The sequence below is a fragment of the Pseudomonas panipatensis genome, from assembly GCF_900099785.1.
Taxonomy (GTDB): Bacteria; Pseudomonadota; Gammaproteobacteria; order Pseudomonadales; family Pseudomonadaceae; genus Pseudomonas; species Pseudomonas panipatensis.
The window spans coordinates 246,327-262,260 of record NZ_FNDS01000008.1; the positions used below are offsets into that span (position 1 = coordinate 246,327).

At 65.7% G+C, this 15,934-nt stretch carries 16 protein-coding genes and 1 pseudogene; 8 read left to right on the top strand and 9 right to left on the bottom strand.

What is annotated here, in order from left to right; translation table 11 throughout:
- Nucleotides 1-35 precede the first annotated feature (35 nt).
- The 4 genes from hisA to BLQ74_RS19495 all read left to right on the top strand — a co-directional run bounded on the left by hisA (nucleotide 36) and on the right by BLQ74_RS19495 (nucleotide 3,533).
- Entirely contained in the window at nucleotides 36-773 is a 738-nt protein-coding gene (hisA, locus tag BLQ74_RS19480) for a 1-(5-phosphoribosyl)-5-[(5-phosphoribosylamino)methylideneamino]imidazole-4-carboxamide isomerase (protein WP_090265267.1), read from the top strand.
- Between the two features lie 112 nt (nucleotides 774-885).
- On the top strand, nucleotides 886-1,656 hold the full coding sequence (gene hisF, locus BLQ74_RS19485) for an imidazole glycerol phosphate synthase subunit HisF (RefSeq protein WP_090265269.1): 771 nt from the start codon (nucleotides 886-888) through the stop codon (nucleotides 1,654-1,656).
- A 215-nt stretch (nucleotides 1,657-1,871) separates the two neighbouring features.
- On the top strand, nucleotides 1,872-2,627 hold the full coding sequence (locus BLQ74_RS19490) for a substrate-binding periplasmic protein (protein ID WP_090265271.1): 756 nt from the start codon (nucleotides 1,872-1,874) through the stop codon (nucleotides 2,625-2,627).
- A 150-nt stretch (nucleotides 2,628-2,777) separates the two neighbouring features.
- Nucleotides 2,778-3,533 carry a substrate-binding periplasmic protein gene (locus tag BLQ74_RS19495; RefSeq protein WP_090265516.1) on the top strand — a complete coding sequence of 252 codons (756 nt, stop codon included), beginning with the start codon at nucleotides 2,778-2,780 and terminating at the stop codon, nucleotides 3,531-3,533.
- 62 nt (nucleotides 3,534-3,595) lie between these two features.
- Here BLQ74_RS19495 and BLQ74_RS19500 read toward each other — a convergent pair whose 3' ends face one another.
- The 4 genes and pseudogenes from BLQ74_RS19500 to gpmI form a co-directional block, all read right to left on the bottom strand.
- Nucleotides 3,596-4,381, bottom strand: a complete 786-nt coding sequence (locus BLQ74_RS19500; RefSeq protein ID WP_090265273.1) for a divergent polysaccharide deacetylase family protein — start codon at nucleotides 4,379-4,381, stop codon at nucleotides 3,596-3,598.
- Nucleotides 4,382-4,384: 3 nt separating this feature from the next.
- Nucleotides 4,385-5,696, bottom strand: a pseudogene (locus BLQ74_RS19505) (S41 family peptidase).
- Nucleotides 5,697-5,723: 27 nt separating this feature from the next.
- The gene (locus tag BLQ74_RS19510; protein WP_090265276.1) at nucleotides 5,724-7,016 is read right to left on the bottom strand and encodes a murein hydrolase activator EnvC family protein; all 1,293 of its coding nucleotides are present in this window, start codon (nucleotides 7,014-7,016) and stop codon (nucleotides 5,724-5,726) included.
- Nucleotides 7,017-7,143: 127 nt separating this feature from the next.
- Entirely contained in the window at nucleotides 7,144-8,679 is a 1,536-nt protein-coding gene (gene gpmI / locus BLQ74_RS19515; protein WP_090265278.1) for a 2,3-bisphosphoglycerate-independent phosphoglycerate mutase, read from the bottom strand.
- A 145-nt stretch (nucleotides 8,680-8,824) separates the two neighbouring features.
- On the opposite strand from gpmI, the gene BLQ74_RS19520 reads away from it, so the two are divergent.
- The 3 genes from BLQ74_RS19520 to secB are packed head-to-tail and all read left to right on the top strand — an operon-like array spanning nucleotide 8,825 to nucleotide 10,026.
- Complete coding sequence (locus tag BLQ74_RS19520) at nucleotides 8,825-9,247, top strand: rhodanese-like domain-containing protein (RefSeq protein ID WP_090265518.1); 423 nt, start codon at nucleotides 8,825-8,827, stop codon at nucleotides 9,245-9,247.
- Between the two features lies 1 nt (nucleotide 9,248).
- Complete coding sequence (gene grxC / locus BLQ74_RS19525) at nucleotides 9,249-9,503, top strand: glutaredoxin 3 (protein ID WP_090265281.1); 255 nt, start codon at nucleotides 9,249-9,251, stop codon at nucleotides 9,501-9,503.
- Between the two features lie 37 nt (nucleotides 9,504-9,540).
- The gene (gene secB / locus BLQ74_RS19530; protein WP_090265284.1) at nucleotides 9,541-10,026 is read left to right on the top strand and encodes a protein-export chaperone SecB; all 486 of its coding nucleotides are present in this window, start codon (nucleotides 9,541-9,543) and stop codon (nucleotides 10,024-10,026) included.
- 684 nt (nucleotides 10,027-10,710) lie between these two features.
- Here the strand turns inward: secB and BLQ74_RS19535 are convergent.
- Nucleotides 10,711-11,160, bottom strand: coding sequence for a hypothetical protein (locus BLQ74_RS19535; RefSeq protein WP_090265285.1), 450 nt, complete (start codon nucleotides 11,158-11,160; stop codon nucleotides 10,711-10,713).
- Here BLQ74_RS19535 and trmL point away from each other — a divergent pair.
- A complete protein-coding gene (trmL, locus tag BLQ74_RS19540; protein WP_090265287.1) occupies nucleotides 11,159-11,620 on the top strand; it encodes a tRNA (uridine(34)/cytosine(34)/5-carboxymethylaminomethyluridine(34)-2'-O)-methyltransferase TrmL in 462 nt (153 codons plus the stop codon). The genes BLQ74_RS19535 and trmL overlap by 2 nt on opposite strands.
- 367 nt (nucleotides 11,621-11,987) lie before the next feature.
- Here the strand turns inward: trmL and ntrC are convergent, their stop codons facing one another.
- The 4 genes from ntrC to BLQ74_RS19560 all read right to left on the bottom strand — a co-directional run bounded on the left by ntrC (nucleotide 11,988) and on the right by BLQ74_RS19560 (nucleotide 15,820).
- Entirely contained in the window at nucleotides 11,988-13,418 is a 1,431-nt protein-coding gene (gene ntrC, locus BLQ74_RS19545) for a two-component system response regulator NtrC (protein ID WP_090265291.1), read from the bottom strand.
- 3 nt (nucleotides 13,419-13,421) lie between these two features.
- On the bottom strand, nucleotides 13,422-14,498 hold the full coding sequence (gene glnL / locus BLQ74_RS19550; RefSeq protein WP_090265294.1) for a nitrogen regulation protein NR(II): 1,077 nt from the start codon (nucleotides 14,496-14,498) through the stop codon (nucleotides 13,422-13,424).
- 225 nt (nucleotides 14,499-14,723) lie between these two features.
- On the bottom strand, nucleotides 14,724-15,275 hold the full coding sequence (locus BLQ74_RS19555) for a DUF4124 domain-containing protein (RefSeq protein WP_090265296.1): 552 nt from the start codon (nucleotides 15,273-15,275) through the stop codon (nucleotides 14,724-14,726).
- A gap of 2 nt (nucleotides 15,276-15,277) precedes the next feature.
- A complete protein-coding gene (locus BLQ74_RS19560) occupies nucleotides 15,278-15,820 on the bottom strand; it encodes a DUF4124 domain-containing protein (protein ID WP_090265298.1) in 543 nt (180 codons plus the stop codon).
- Nucleotides 15,821-15,934: the final 114 nt, after the last annotated feature.

Here is a 15,934-nt window from a genome sequence, read left to right on the forward strand (position 1 = left end):
CCCTTTTCATTTTTTGATTCGAGCAGGTTCAACCGATGCTGATCATCCCCGCAATCGATCTGAAAGACGGCGCCTGTGTGCGCCTGCGCCAGGGCCTGATGGAAGACGCCACGGTGTTCTCCGACGACCCGGTGGCCATGGCCGCCAAATGGGTCGAGGGGGGCTGCCGCCGTCTGCACCTGGTGGACCTGAACGGCGCCTTCGAAGGTCAGCCGGTCAATGGTGAGGTGGTCACCGCCATCGCCAAGCGTTACCCGAACCTGCCGATCCAGATCGGCGGCGGTATCCGCTCGCTGGAGACCATCGAACACTACGTGCGCGCCGGCGTCAGCTACGTGATCATCGGCACCAAGGCTGTGAAGCAGCCGGAATTCGTCGGCGAAGCCTGCCGCGCCTTCCCCGGCAAGGTGATCGTCGGCCTGGACGCGAAGGACGGTTTCGTCGCCACCGACGGCTGGGCCGAAGTCAGTGAAGTGCAGGTCATCGACCTGGCCAAGCGCTTCGAAGCCGACGGCGTCTCCGCCATCGTCTACACCGACATTTCCAAGGACGGCATGATGCAGGGCTGCAACGTCGAAGCCACCGCCGCCCTGGCCAACGCCACGCGTATCCCGGTGATCGCCTCTGGCGGCATCCACAACCTCGGCGACATCCAGAAGCTGCTCGATGCCCGTACCCCGGGCATCGTTGGCGCCATCACCGGCCGGGCGATCTACGAGGGCACCCTCGACGTCGCCGAGGCCCAGGCGCTGTGCGACGCCTTCAAGGGCTGAATCGAACGTAGGGTGGGTTAGCCGCGCCGCGGCGTAACCCACCGATGAGGGCATCGGGTGACAAGGCGGCATGGGTATCGCTGCGCTCCACCCATCCTACGGAAGCAAAGACATGGCACTGGCTAAACGCATCATCCCCTGCCTCGACGTGGACAACGGCCGCGTGGTCAAGGGCGTCAAGTTCGAGAACATCCGCGACGCCGGCGACCCGGTGGAGATTGCCCGGCGCTACGACGAGCAGGGCGCCGACGAGATCACCTTCCTCGACATCACCGCCAGCGTCGATGGCCGCGACACCACCCTGCACACCGTCGAGCGCATGGCCAGCCAGGTGTTCATCCCGCTGACCGTGGGCGGTGGCGTGCGCACCGTGCAGGATATCCGCAACCTGCTCAATGCCGGCGCGGACAAGGTCTCGATCAATACCGCCGCGGTGTTCAATCCGGAGTTCGTCGGCGAGGCCGCCGCGCGCTTCGGATCGCAGTGCATCGTGGTCGCCATCGATGCGAAGAAGGTCTCCGCGCCCGGCGAGACGCCGCGCTGGGAAATCTTCACCCACGGCGGGCGCAAGCCCACCGGGCTCGATGCCGTGCTCTGGGCGAAGAAGATGGAAGAACTGGGCGCCGGCGAGATCCTGCTGACCAGCATGGACCAGGATGGCGTGAAGAGCGGCTACGACCTGGGCGTGACCCGCGCCATCAGTGAAGCGGTCTCGGTGCCGGTGATCGCTTCCGGCGGCGTCGGCAACCTCGAACACCTGGCCGCCGGCATCCTCGAAGGCAAGGCCGATGCGGTGCTGGCCGCGAGTATCTTCCACTTCGGCGAGTACAGCATCCCGGAAGCCAAGGCCTATCTGGCCAGCCGCGGTATCGTGGTGCGCTGAGCCAAGCTGCCACCTGGCATTTCGCAAGGCCCGGCCCGCATTCCTGTGGGTCGGGCCTTGTGCATTTCGGCGCGGGCCATGCCGCGCACATCGCTTCCGCTCCCCCTGCAACGCCGGCAGGCGCAAGCTGTGACGCGCTCCGAAAGATGCGGCTTCCCCTTTGCCGGCTTTTCTATAAGCTTTCGGCCTTCAGAAATTTCCCAGGAAGTAATTCGATGTTCAAACGCATTCTGCTGGCGTGGCTGGGGAGCGGCCTGCTGTTGGCCGGCATGGCGCGCGCGGAAGTGGGGCCCGACTACAGCATGGTTCTGCTGACCGAGAATTTCCCGCCCTACAACATGGCCATCAATGGCAAGAACTTCGCTCAGGAAGACAACATCGACGGCATCGCCGTGGATATCGTCCGCGAGATGTACAAGCGCGCGGGGATCAACTACAGCCTGACCCTGCGCTTCCCCTGGGATCGTATCTACAAGCTGGCGCTGGAAAAGCCGGACTACGGTGTGTTCGTCACTGCGCGCCTGCCGGACCGCGAGGCCTCCTTCAAATGGGTCGGCCCGATCGGCCCGGATGACTGGGTCCTGCTGGCGCGGAGCGACAGCAGCATCACGCTGAAAAGCCTGGACGAGGCCAAGCGCTACAAGGTCGGTGCCTACAAGGGCGACGCCATCGCCGACTACCTCACCCAGCACGGCTTCGAGCCGGTGGTGGCGCTGCGCGACCAGGAGAACGCCGGCAAGCTGCAGCAGGGCGACATCGACCTGTGGGCCAGTGGCGACCCGGCTGGCCGCTACCTGGCCAAGCAGGCTGGCGTCAGCGGCCTGAAGACTGTCCTGCGTTTCAACAGCGATCAGCTCTACCTGGCGCTGAACAAGGAGACGCCTGACGAGGTGGTGCAGAAGCTGCAGGCCGCGCTGGACAAGATGCGCGCCGAAGGTTTCGTCGACGACGTGATCAAAAGCTATCTGTGATTCGCCGGCGTCGCTCCGAGGGGGGAGCGGCGCTGCGCTGTTTCACCGGCCGCGGCCGGGGAAGTGCCAAGGAAGGCGAACGTGACGGATGTCCGTTCTTTTCGCACGGATGCCGCTAGCCATAACGATAACCAAGCGAGCGGTATGACCATGCTGAAACTGAAGACCCGCGGCCTGATGCTGGGCCTGCTGTTGGGGGCTGCAACGGCCCGCGCCGAGGTGCCCGCCGATTACAAGGTGGTGCTTCTCACGGAGAACTTCCCGCCGTTCAACATGGCGGTGGACGACAAGAATTTCGCCCGCGACGAAGGCATCGATGGCATCAGCGCGGATATCGTCCGCGAGATGTTCAAGCGTGCCGGCATCGGCTACACCCTGAGCCTGCGCTTCCCCTGGGACCGCCTGTACAAGTTGACCCAGGACAACGCCGACTATGGGCTGTTCTCCACCACCTACACCGCCGAGCGGGCGCCCTTGTTCAAATGGGTCGGGCCGCTGGGCAAGACCGGTTGGGTGGTGTTGGCCGCGCCGGGCAGCAAGATCAGCCTCAAGGACATCAAGGAAGCCGGCAAGTACAAAGTCGGTGCCTACCAGAACAACGCGGTGAGCCAGGAGCTGGCCAAGCAGAACGTTCCGGTGATCAACGCCTTGAGCGATCAGCAGAATGTGAAGAAGCTGATGAGCGGCGAGATCGACCTTTGGGTGACCGACGATCCGGCAGGGCGCTTCGTCGCCAAGCAGGAGGGCGTGACGGGGTTGCAGACCGTGCTGCGCTTCAATGAGGCGCAACTCTTCCTGGCCCTGAACAAGGACACCCCCGACGAGGTGGTGGCGCGCTTGCAGAAGGCTCTCGATCAGCTGCGTGCGGAAGGTTTCGTCGAACAGGCGACCAAGAACTACCTCTGAGGCGGGGCATCGGCGGCTGACGCCCGCGTGCCGCTGCCGCCCTCGATTCGGCGCAAGGCCGCTCAGCGATAGACGCCGTTCTTGCCATGCGCCGCCATGGCGCGGTTGCCGCGCTCGGCGATCAGCAGGGTCGGCTCCACCAGTTCTATTCCCGCCGCTCGCAGTTTCGGCAGCTCGCGCGCCAGCACCCTGAGGGTGGCCGGCCGCGGGTGGCCGATCAGCAGCGCCGAGCCCTGCTTGCGCGCCAGGGCGATGCCGGTCTGCAATTGGCGGGCGATGGACGCTTCGTCCGGCTGGTCATCCAGGAACACATCCCGCGACAGGCTGGCCAGGCCGTGCTGCTGCGCCGCGGCGGCGGCCACGGTGGCGGCGCTGGTGCGGCTGTCGAGGAAGAACAGGTGACGCTCCTGCAGGGTAGCCATGAGCAGGTCCATGCCGGCGCGGTCGGCGGTCATGCGGCTGCCTTCGTGGTTGTTCACGCCCTGCACATAGGGCACCGCGGCGAGGGCGGCATCGAGTCGCCGGGAGAGTTCCGCCGCCGGGAGTTCCGGGCTCCAGGCGAAGGGGCCGCCGGCCGGGTCCATGGGCAGGTGCAGAAGCAGGGTGCGCCCGCGCTGGTGCGCTTCACGAGCCAGCTCGGCAGCGTGCGGGGTGTCCGGCATGATCGCCATGGCCACGCCGGGCGGCAGCTCGAACACCTGGCGGTCGCGCTCGAGGCTCTGCCCGAGATCGTCGATCACCACGCTGAGCAGCGGGTGCCGAGGCTCGGGCGCCTCGGCGGACAGCGCCTGTGCCTGGCCGAACAGCGCCGCCAGGCACAGGCCGAACAGCAGCCCGGCCCGGCGCATCGATCAATTGCTGCCGCGGCTGACGCTGAGTCCTTTCAGCAGGCTGAGGGCTTGGCTGAGCTGGAAGTCGGAGTCCTGCGGCTGCGCCTGGTTCTCCGGCGCCTTGCCGGGCACGGTCGGACGATCCTTGCCGCCGTTGCCGTTGGCCAGGTGGCCCTGCAGGTCGGCTTCCTTGAAGCCTTCGAAGTCGCTCTGCTCGCGGGTCACCTTGGCGCGTTCGACGACGATGTCCGGAACGATGCCCTGGGCCTGGATGGAGCGGCCGTTGGGGGTGTAGTAGAGCGCGGTGGTCAGCTTCAGCGCGCGGTCATTGTTCAGCGGCAGTACGGTCTGTACCGAGCCTTTGCCGAAGCTGTCGGTGCCCATGATGATGGCGCGCTTGTGATCCTGCAGGGCGCCGGAGACGATTTCCGCCGCCGATGCGGTGCCGCCGTTGATCAGCACCACCACCGGTACGCCTTCGCTGGGGTCGGCCGGATCGGCGGAGAAGCGCAGTTCGGAGTTGGGGATGCGGCCCTTGGTGTAGACGATCAGGCCCTTGGTGAGGAAGGCGTCGGCCACTTCCACCGCCGACTGCAGCACGCCGCCGGGGTTGTTGCGCAGGTCGAGGACCAGGCCCTTGAGCCGGCCTTTGTTGTCCTTCTTCAGTTGCGCCAGCGCCTTCACCACTTCCTCGCCGCTGTTGACCTGGAACTGGGTGATGCGCAGGTAGCCGTAGCCGGATTCGAGCAGTTGGCTCTTGACGCTCTTGACCTTGATGATGGCGCGCTTGAGGTGCACGTCGAACGGCTTGCCGCCGCCGCGCACGATGGTCAGGGTGATCGGCGAGCCGGGCTTGCCGCGCATGCTGTCGACCGCCGCGTTCATCGACTGGCCCTTGGTCGGCTTGCCGTCGATCTGCACGATCAGGTCGCCCGGCTGGATGCCGGCATTGGCCGCGGGCGTGTCGTCGATGGGCGAGACCACCTTGATGAAGCCTTCTTCGGTGCCGACTTCGATGCCCAGGCCGCCGAACTCGCCGCTGGTGCTCTCCTGCAGCTCGGCGAACTCCTCCGGCCCCAGGTAGGCGGAGTGCGGGTCGAGGTTGCTGAGCATGCCCTTGATGGCGTTTTCCAGCAGGGTCTTGTCGTCCACCGGTTCGACATACGCCGCCTTCACCCGATCAAGCACCTCGGCGAAGGTGCGCAGCTCGTCGAGCGGCAGCGGCGCCTCCTTGCCGTTGGCCACGGCCGGCGCTGCCGGAGCGGCCGGCGGCCTGGGCCGCTCCGACGCCGAGCAGCAAGGCCAAGGTGATGAGACGGAAGCGATGCGACATGTTTGGCTCCTAAGGCGTGTCCGCGGCTTATCCCTGCGTGCGGCACCAGATAGAGGGGTCCGTCGGGCGGCCCTGATGACGGATGGCGAAATACACCGCCGGAGTATTCTGTCCACCGCTGGCGCCGACCGTGGCGATGGGATCGCCCGCTTTGACCGTATCGCCGGCGTCTTTCAGAAGACTTTGATTATGACCATAAAGGCTCAGGTATCCACCACCGTGGTCGAGGATAACCAGTAGCCCGGCGCCGCGCAGCCAGTCGGCGAACACCACCCGGCCACCGTGCACGGCGCGTACCGTGCTGCCGGCGGATGCGCCGATCAGCACGCCGTCCCAGGTGGCTCGCGGGTCGTCGCCGCGCGGGCTGCCGAAGCGCGCCAGGACACGCCCGTTGACCGGCCAGGGCAGCTTGCCTCGGGCTGCGTCGAAGGCGCCGCCGAAGCCGGCGCCGCTGGAAACCAGGGGGCCGCTGTAGTCCGCGTGCTTGCTCGGGGCTTTTTCCGGAGCTTGGCCGCGGCTGGCCAGTTCGCGTTCGCGGCGGGCGCGTTCGCGCTCCTCGGCGAGGGCACGCTGGCGGGCTTCTTCAGCCTCGCGGGCCTGGCGCGCCAGGGTTTCTTCGATGGTCTTCAGAACCTTGTTCAGCTCCGCCTGGTTCTGCTCGCGGTCCTTGAGCTTCTTGTCGCCGCTGCTGTAGTCGTTGTTCAGCTTGGCCAGGGCCTCCTGGCGCTGCTTGCGGGCTTCGGCCAGCGCCTGGCGACGGGCTTCCAGGGCGTTCTGCTGTTCCAGCTGCTGGCTCTTCTGGGAACTGATGTCCTGCTCGACGTTATCCAACTGGCGCAGGGTCTCGTTGAAGGTGTTGAGCTGTTCGAGACGGGCGCGGTTGATGTAGTCGTAGTAGGTGAGGGTGCGGCTGAATTTCTCCGGGTGCTCCTGGTTGAGCAGCAGCTTGAGGTATTCCTGACGGCCACTCTGGTACGCGGCCCGCGCCTGGATGGCGATCAGTCGCTGCTGCTCAAGGCGTGCGCCCTGGAGTTTTTTTTTCTCTTCGTCGAGTCGCTGCAGTTCCTTTTCGCTCTTCTCCAGCTCGTCCTGCAGGGCCTTGACCTGTTTCTCCAGGTCGCCCATCTGGGTCTCGGTGGACTTGAGCTGCTTCTGCACCCCGGATTTCTCTTCCTGGATGCTGCTGAGGGTCTTTTTCAGCTCGGCGATGTCTTTTTGCGTCTGCTCGATCTGCCGCTGGGTGTCGGCGCGATCGTCGGCGACGGCCGCCAGCGGGCTCAGCAGGCAGATCAGCAGCAGGGAGGAGAGGGCGCGATGCATGGGGTGACGGGCACCTGGAACCGGAATCGGCCTAGTATGCATAAAAAATTGGTTACAAGCTGCAAGCCGCGCGCGGCAAGTGAAAAGCGTCACGGCCGCGGAGGGCCGGCTTGCAGCTCGTAGCGGCTCACTCCAGGGTGACGATGGAGCGGCCGGTCATTTCCGCCGGCACCGGCAGGCCCATCAGCGTCAGCAGGGTCGGCGCCACATCGGCGAGGACGCCGCCTTCGCGGACGCTCAGTTTGCGCTTGCCGACATAGATGAAGGGCACCGGCTCGCAGGTGTGCGCGGTGTGCGCCTGGCCGGTGGCTTCATCTTCCATTTGCTCGACGTTGCCGTGGTCGGCGGTGATCAGGGCCTCGCCGCCAACCTTGTCCAGTGCGGCGACGATACGGCCGACGCAGGTATCCAGGCATTCCACGGCCTTGACCGCGGCCTCGAACACGCCGGTGTGGCCGACCATGTCGCCGTTGGCGTAGTTGACCACGATGACGTCGTAGCGCTGCTGTTCGATGGCATCGACGATCTTGTCGGTGACTTCCGGCGCGCTCATTTCCGGCTGCAGGTCATAGGTGGCGACCTGCGGCGAGGGAATGAGGATGCGCTCTTCGCCCTCGAACGGCTCTTCGCGGCCGCCGGAGAAGAAGAAGGTGACGTGGGCGTATTTCTCGGTTTCGGCGATGCGCAACTGGGTCTTGCCATTCTTCGCCAGGTATTCGCCGAGGACGTTGTCCAGCGACTCCGGCTTGAAGGCGCTGGGCGCCGGAATGCTCGCCGCGTACTGGGTGAGCATCACGTAGTCGGCCAGGTGCAGCTCGCGCTGGCGCGGGAACTCCTTGAAGCCCGGCTCGACGAAGGCGCGCGACAGTTCGCGGGCGCGGTCGGCGCGGAAGTTCATGAACACCACGGCGTCGCCGTCTTCCACCTTGACCGCCGCGCCGATGCGCGTGGCCTTGACGAACTCATCGCTCTCGCCGCGCTCGTAGGCAGCGTTCAGGCCGGCGACGGCGCTCTCGGCGCTGAACTCGGCCTGGCCTTCGCTGATCAGGTTGTAGGCGGCTTCGACGCGATCCCAGCGGTTGTCGCGGTCCATGGCGTAGTAACGGCCGATCAGGCTGGCGATGCGGCCCTTGCCGAGACGGGCGAAGGTCGCGTCGAGCAGTGCGATCGAGGGTTCGGCGCTCTTCGGCGGGGTGTCGCGGCCGTCGAGGAAGGCATGCAGGTAGATCTTTTCCGCGCCGCGGCGGGCGGCCAGTTCGGCCATGGCGACCAGGTGGTCCTGGTGGCTGTGCACGCCGCCGTCGGAGAGCAGGCCGAGGATGTGCACGGCCTTGCCGGCGCCCACTGCCTTGTCCACCGCGCCGACCAGCACCGGGTTGGCGAAGAACTCGCCATCGCGGATGGCCTTGGTTACGCGGGTGAAGTCCTGGTACACGACACGGCCGGCGCCGAGGTTCATGTGACCGACCTCGGAGTTGCCCATCTGCCCGTCAGGCAGGCCGACATCCATGCCCGAACCGGAGATCAGGCCGTGCGGCTGGCTCGCCAGCAGGCGGTCGAGGTTCGGCTTCTTCGCCGCGTAGATCGCGTTGTACTCGGGGCTGTCGCTATGGCCGAAGCCGTCCAGGATGATCAGGACCAGGGGTTTGGGCGATGCAGTCATAGGTGCGGCTCTTTCCAAAACGGGGGTCAGAAAATGCCCGGCAGTTTACCGGTTGGGGCCGACCGGCGCCACGATCCGCAGGGTTCAGCCGTCAGGAGGGCGCGTGTATACTGGCCGGCATTTTTACCTGTGGATGCCCTGCGCCATGCCTTCGTTCCTCCCCCGTCTGATCGAATTCGCTACCCATCACTATCTGCTGGTCGGCGCTCTGGTTGTGCTCCTGGTCCTGCTCGCCCTGCACGAGCTGCGTCGCAGCGGCCGCGCCCTGTCCACCCGCGAGCTGACCGCCCTGGTCAACGGCGAGCAGGCAGTGGTGCTGGACATCCGTCCGAGCAAGGAGTTTTCCGGCGGCCACATCGTCGGTGCGCTGAACATCCCGGCCGACAAACTGGCCAGCCGCATGAGCGAGCTGGAAAAGCACAAGGCCAAGACCATCATCGTCGTCGATGCCATGGGGCAACATGCCGGCACCTGGTGCGGCGTCCTACAGAAGGCCGGTTTCACCGCCGCCAAGCTGTCCGGTGGCATCGGCAGTTGGCGTGGCGACAATCTGCCGTTGGTGAAGTGAAATGCAGGCGGTTCTGATATACACCACCGCCTGGTGCCCCTACTGTACCCGCGCCAAGGCGCTGCTGGAGAAGAAGGGTGTCGTCTACGAGGAAATCCCGGTGGACGGCAACGCCGACCTGCGCGCCGAGATGACCCGCAAGGCTGGCCGCACATCGGTACCGCAAATCTGGATTGGCAGCACCCACGTCGGCGGCTGTGACGATCTCTACGCGCTGGAACGCGCGGGTAAGCTGGACGCGCTGCTGTCGGCGTGATCCCTTTCTGCAAAACGAGCCACAAGAAGGTCCTGAAATGACTGAGCAAGTTAGCAACGGCGCCGCCGAGCAAGACAATTCCCCGCAGTTCTCCCTGCAGCGCATCTATGTGCGCGACCTGTCCTTCGAGGCGCCGAAGGCACCGGAAATCTTCCGTCAGGAATGGCAACCGGCGATCAGCATGGATCTGAACACTCGCCAGAAGCAGCTCGATGGCGACTTCTACGAAGTGGTGCTGACCGTCTCGGTCACCGTGAAGAACAAGGAAGAGACTGCCTTCATCGTCGAAGTGCAGCAGGCCGGCATCTTCCTGATCAAGGGCCTGGATGCCTCCAGCATGAGCCACACCCTCGGTGCCTTCTGCCCGAACATCCTCTTCCCCTATGCCCGCGAAACCCTGGACAGCCTGGTGGTGCGCGGTTCCTTCCCGGCGCTGATGCTCTCGCCGGTGAACTTCGACGCCCTGTACGCCCAGGAAATCGCCCGTCTGCAAGCGTCCGGCGAGATCCCCTCGGTTCAGTAAGGCCCGCTCTATCAAGGAAAAGGCGCCCTCGGGCGCCTTTTCTTTTGCCTGGGTTTTTTCGCTGTTCAGACATGGATCGACGGGCCGCAAGCCCCGAAGGCTCAGCCGCGCAGCGATTCATCCACAGCCATTCCCGGGACTTGCCCAGGTGGACTGTGCAGGGCGGTGCCGGTGGAGCGCCCATGGCGAGGCGACAGGTGCATGCCCCGCGGACGTGCAACTTTGGTGCATGTGCACTAGCAGGGCGCCAGCCCCGCTGCCTCGATGCTGGCGCTCGTGCCGTCGCTGGCGGCTCGGTCGCCGGCGGCTGCCCCGCCTGGGGATGGCGGAGAGCCCCGTCATTCCTGGCTTACAGACTGTTCCTTGGGATTCTTGCATAAGAATTTCCCGGCACTCACAGAATTGGCACAGCCTCTGCAGTAGCTCAGGTAACCAAGTTTCGGGGGCCTCGGTACAGGCAGGCTGGGGAATCCCCTCTTTTACACAAGGCGCTCCGCCCTCCCCGACAGGGCGGATGACGCAAACGGTTCGGGGGTCCTGGTACAGGCAGGCCGGGAAATCCCCCTTTTTATGCCAGGAGGTTCGCCTTGCGGCCTCCTCTCCCTTTCGGGGGCCTCGGTACAGGCAGGCCGGGGAATCCCCTTCTTTATCCAGCGGGCGGCGGCTTACGCGCCGTCGCCGCCGCTAGCGCGGCTTCGCAAGGATCCGCAGCCGCCATTCTCCTTGCTCTTCCGTGCTGTCCCACTCGCCCTGCAACGGGCGGGTGGACAACAGGGTTATCCACAACGACGAACCCCTTGGCTCAACACGCCAGCGCAGCGGCTGGCCGGCAAGGCGAAACTGTCCTTCGCGGGTCTCGCCATTGGCGTCCACGACGATGGCCAGGGCGCCCTCCAACTGCCCGGCGCGTACCGGCGCCGGCTGGTCGAAGCGCAGCAGCAGCGCCTCGCCTTGCGCCTCGGCGCCAAGCAGGTGCGGCGCCGTCGGGACGGGAGCGAGCAGGCGGCCGAGCATCAGCCCGAGCATCAACCCCGCAGTCACCAGCGACAGCATCACCCGCAGCCAGGGGCGGGGCCGCACATCCCCAGCCACGGGGGTAGAATGCCGGCCGTCCTCAGGTTCGGAGCCTTGCATGTTCCACGTCATTCTCTTCCAGCCGGAAATTCCACCGAATACCGGCAACATTATCAGGCTGTGCGCCAATGCGGGCTGCAGCCTGCACCTGATCGAACCCTTGGGCTTCGAGCTGGATGACAAGCGCTTGCGCCGCGCCGGCCTCGACTACCACGAGTACGCCCCGGTGAAGCGCTACGCCAGCCTCGAAGCGTGCCTGGAGAGCCTTGGTCATCCGCGCCTGTTCGCTTTCACCACCAAGGGGTCGCACGGCTTCCACGAGGTCGCCTACCAGCGTGGCGATGCCTTCCTGTTCGGTCCGGAGAGCCGTGGCCTGCCCGATGAGGTGCGCAACGCCTTGCCGCCGGAGCAGCGCCTGCGCCTGCCGATGCGCCCGGGATGCCGCAGCCTGAACCTGTCCAATACGGTGGCGGTGACGGTCTACGAAGCCTGGCGCCAACTCGGCTTCGCCATGGACTGAGCGCGTCCTGGCGAGAAAATGATCATCCGCGCGCAGGCCCGACTCCGCCTGTGGCGCAGCCATCGTTCCAAAGCTTATCCACAGGCTGGCGCACAGTGATTGTGTGCAAGCCGGCAGGCCTTGCACAGAAACTCGCCAAGGTCGCGGGGCACGCGCTGCGCGGGCGCTGGCGCGATTCTTCAGCATGCTGTGCACAGGTTTGTCCACAGCTTCTGGGGGCAATGTTGCACTGGTCTGACAGCTCTCTCGCCGAGCCACTGGCGTGCCTGTGCCCGCCCATGGGCGGATGAAGCGTTCACCCCGGGCGTGGCTGGCGGCGACATGAAAAAGGGGCCCGCAGGCCCCTTCGATTGCTCCAGATGGCGCTTCAGTCGTCGCCTTCGTCGTCCGGGCCGTCGATCTTCATGCCCAGTTCCTTGATCTTGCGCGTCAGGGTGTTGCGTCCCCAGCCCAACAGTACCGCGGCATCGCGGCGGCGCCCGGCGGTGTGCTTGAGGGCAGTCTCGATCATGATCCGCTCGAAGGCCGGCACAGCGGTGTCCAGCAGGCTCGATTGGCCGCGCCCGAGGGCCTGGTCGGCCCAATGGCGCAGGGCCTGTTCCCAGTTCGCCGCCGGCACGCTGTCCTGCGGTTGGGTGAGCAGTTCCGGCGGCAGGTCGTCGATGTGCACTTCGCGGCCGGAGGCCATCACGGTGATCCAGCGGCAGGTGTTCTCCAACTGGCGAACGTTGCCTGGCCAGCCGAGGTTCTTCAGGTAGTCCTCGGTTTCCGGCTTGAGCAGCTTGGGTTCCACCGCCAGCTCTTGGGCGGCGCGGGCGAGGAAGTGGCGGGCCAGCGCGGGAATGTCTTCGCGGCGGTCGGCCAGGCGCGGGATGTGGATGCGGATCACGTTCAGGCGGTGGAACAAGTCCTCGCGGAACTTGCCCTCGCGCACCAGGTTCTCCAGGTTCTGGTGGGTCGCGGCGATGATGCGCACGTCGACCTTCACCGGGGTGTGCCCGCCGACCCGGTAGAACTCGCCGTCGGCCAGCACCCGCAGCAGGCGGGTCTGGGTGTCGGCCGGCATGTCGCCGATCTCGTCGAGGAACAGGGTGCCGCCGTCGGCCTGCTCGAAGCGCCCGCGGCGCTGGTTGGCGGCGCCGGTGAAGGCGCCTTTCTCATGGCCGAACAGCTCGGACTCCATCAGGTCCTTCGGGATCGCCGCCATGTTCAGCGCGATGAACGGCTCGCTGGCGCGCGGGCTGTGGCGGTGCAGGGCGTGGGCCACCAGCTCCTTGCCGGTGCCGGATTCGCCATTGATCAGTACCGTGATGTTGGAGTGGCTGAGGCGACCGATGGCGCGGAACACCTCCTGCATGGCCGGCGCTTCGCCGATGATCTCCGGGGTGCGTGCCTGGTTCGCTGGCACCTCCAGGCCTTGTTGCTCCTGGGCGTGCTGGTTGGCGCGCTTGACCAGGGATACCGCCTCGTCGACGTCGAACGGCTTGGGCAGGTACTCGAAGGCGCCGCCCTGGTAGGACGCCACCGCGCTGTCCAGGTCGGAATGCGCGGTCATGATGATCACCGGCAGGCGCGGGTGCAGTTCGCGGATCTGCGCCAGCAGGTCGAGGCCGCTGGCGCCGGGCATGCGGATGTCGGAGATGATCACGTCCGGCTGTTGCCGGGACAGCCGGCTGAGGACGCTGTCGGCGTTCTCGAAGCTGACGGTGGTCATGCCTTCCTGTTGCAGGGCTTTTTCCAGTACCCAGCGGATGGAGCGGTCGTCGTCGACGATCCAGACAGTCTCTGAACGGCTCATGGGTCAATGCACTCCTTGTTCCAGGGGCAGGAACAGACTGAACACGGTATGCCCGGGATGGCTCTCGCATTCGATCAAGCCCTGGTGCTGGCTGATGATGTTCTGGGCAATGGCCAGCCCCAGCCCGGTACCGTCCGGGCGGCCGCTGACCATGGGATAGAAGATGGTTTCCTGCAGCTCGGCGGGAATGCCCGGGCCGTTGTCGATGATCTCCACCTTGCACACCAGGCGGTGGCGGGTGTGGCCGATGGTGAACTGGCGCAGGGTGCGCGAGCGCAGGGTGATGCGGCCCAGGCGCAGCTCGTTCTGCGAGGTGATGGCCTGCATGGCGTTGCGCACGATGTTGAGCACCGCCTGGATCATCTGTTCGCGGTCGAGCATCAGGTCGGGGATGCTCGGATCGTAGTCTCGGATCAGCGGGATGCTGCCCTGGGTTTCCGCGGTCACCAGGCTGCAGACGTGCTCCAGCACCTCGTGGATGTTGGTGATCGACAGTGACGGCAGCTTGTTCGAGCCGAGCATGCGATCCACCAGGTTACGCAGGCGGTCGGCCTCTTCGATGATGACGTTGGTGTAGTCCTTCAGCGCCTCGTCCGGCAGTTCGCGGGAGAGCAGCTGGGCCGCGCCGCGGATGCCGCCGAGCGGGTTCTTGATTTCATGGGCGAGGCCGCGCACCAGCAGCTTGGTGGTTTCCTGCTTGGAGAGCTGGGCCTCTTCCTTGGTGATGCGCATCAGTCGGTCGCGTGGGTGCACTTCCAGCAGCAACAGGGTTTCCTGGCGGCTGAGGATGGGCGTCACCGCGTAGTCCACGGTGATCGACTGGCCGGTGAGCGAGGTCAGGGTCGCTTCGCGTTTGGTGAACGGATGCGCTTCCTCGACGGCCTGGCGCAGCGACTGCAGCGCTTCCTGCGATTCGGTGAAGAGTTCGCTGATGAATTGGCCGTGACTGCGTTGCCCGCTGACCGCCAGGAGCATTTCGGCCGCCGGGTTCATGTACTCCAGGCGCAATTCCGCGTTGAGCAGGATTACCGCCGTGGTGAGATTGTCGAGAAGCAATCTGAGCTGGGATTCTGTAGGCATGGCGGGCAGACGTTCCAAGGTTGGGCAGGAAAATGCAAAAAGCAAACCAAGCCCCGAAAAGACGCGCTGGGTAGCGCAAGGCGCCGGAATATGGCGCTTGGAGAGGTGCCGGCGGGGTGCCGGCATGACCCTAAATGGGGAGAGTATAGAAATTGGTGCGCGAATACGCACCGATATGGTGCGTGTCGCCTTGTAGGCGGACTGGAAGGAGCTTGTAGGGCGTTTCTAGGGGTGTGACGCCACCACCGGCTGTTCCTCGCTGTCGTTGTCGGCGACCGAGACGCGCTTCAGGTGGAAGGGCTGGTTGGGTGTCTGTTCCAGCGTCTGGCCGCGTTGGTCGAGGATTTCCACCGACAGCTGGTGGGTGCCGCGATCGAGGTTGTGCAGGGGGAACACCGGGCTGCGTCCCGGCTCGCCGACCGCCACGCCATCGAGCATCAGGCGGTAGCTGTGGCCGGGGAGCAGCGTGGGATCGCTGGAGACGGTGACGATCAGCTCGCCGTCGTTGGCGCGGATGGTCGCGTCGGGCTCCGGAACCAGGATGCGCAGCACCTGGTAGGCCGGCGGTTCGGGCGGTTGGGCCGGCGCCATGGGAGCATAGAGCGGACCGGGCATCTTCGGCATGGCATTGGCCGGGGTGAGGTTCAGCCGCTGCGCATTGCTGCGCCTGGGCTGGTCGGTGAAGACCCGGTTACCGTCCTTGTCGAGGTAGGTGTAGACCTCGGCGTTGACGCCGAGGCTGAGCAGCAGAAGCAGGCCCAACAGCGCTCTGGCCATGATCAGCCCCCTGCCTTGGGGCGCGCCGGGCTGTTGGTGCTGATGCGCTGGATAGTGAAGTTCACCGGGGCGCTGGATTGCAGGACGCGATCGCCGCGCAGCACTTCCACCTGCAAGCTGTGGTCGCCACGGTCGATGTTTTCCAGGGTGAAGTGGGTGGAATTGCTCGGCGCGCCGTAGGGCTGGCCGTCCAGGCGCAGGCGCAGGCTGTTTTCGGGCGCCAGCGCCGGTTGAATGATCACCTCGATGTCGAAGGTGCCGTTGTTGGCGCGCAGGGCCTCCGCGTCCGGCAGGTTACCGATGGCCAGGATGGCGTAGGGCGCCTGGGCTGCCGTGCTGTTGCCATTGGCCGTGCCGGGGGTGCTGCTCGCGGGTTTCGGCGCGCCCACGGTGACCGTCGGCGGTAGCTCGATCGGCTTGGCATCGACGCCGGTGGGCGGTTGGTTGGTGAATACCGTCTTGCCGTTGGCGTCGGTGTATTTATAGATCTGGGCGCTGGCCGGAACGGCCAGGGCGAGCAGCAGGCAGAGGACTGGCACGCGCATGCGCGATCTCCCGGTGAGCGATGGGCTAAGCCTTGCACTGCCGCTGACGGGTGGCAAGTGAGAAACCGCGTTGGCTGGCGTCTTTGCGCGGAAGTTATCAGTGCCTGGAGATTG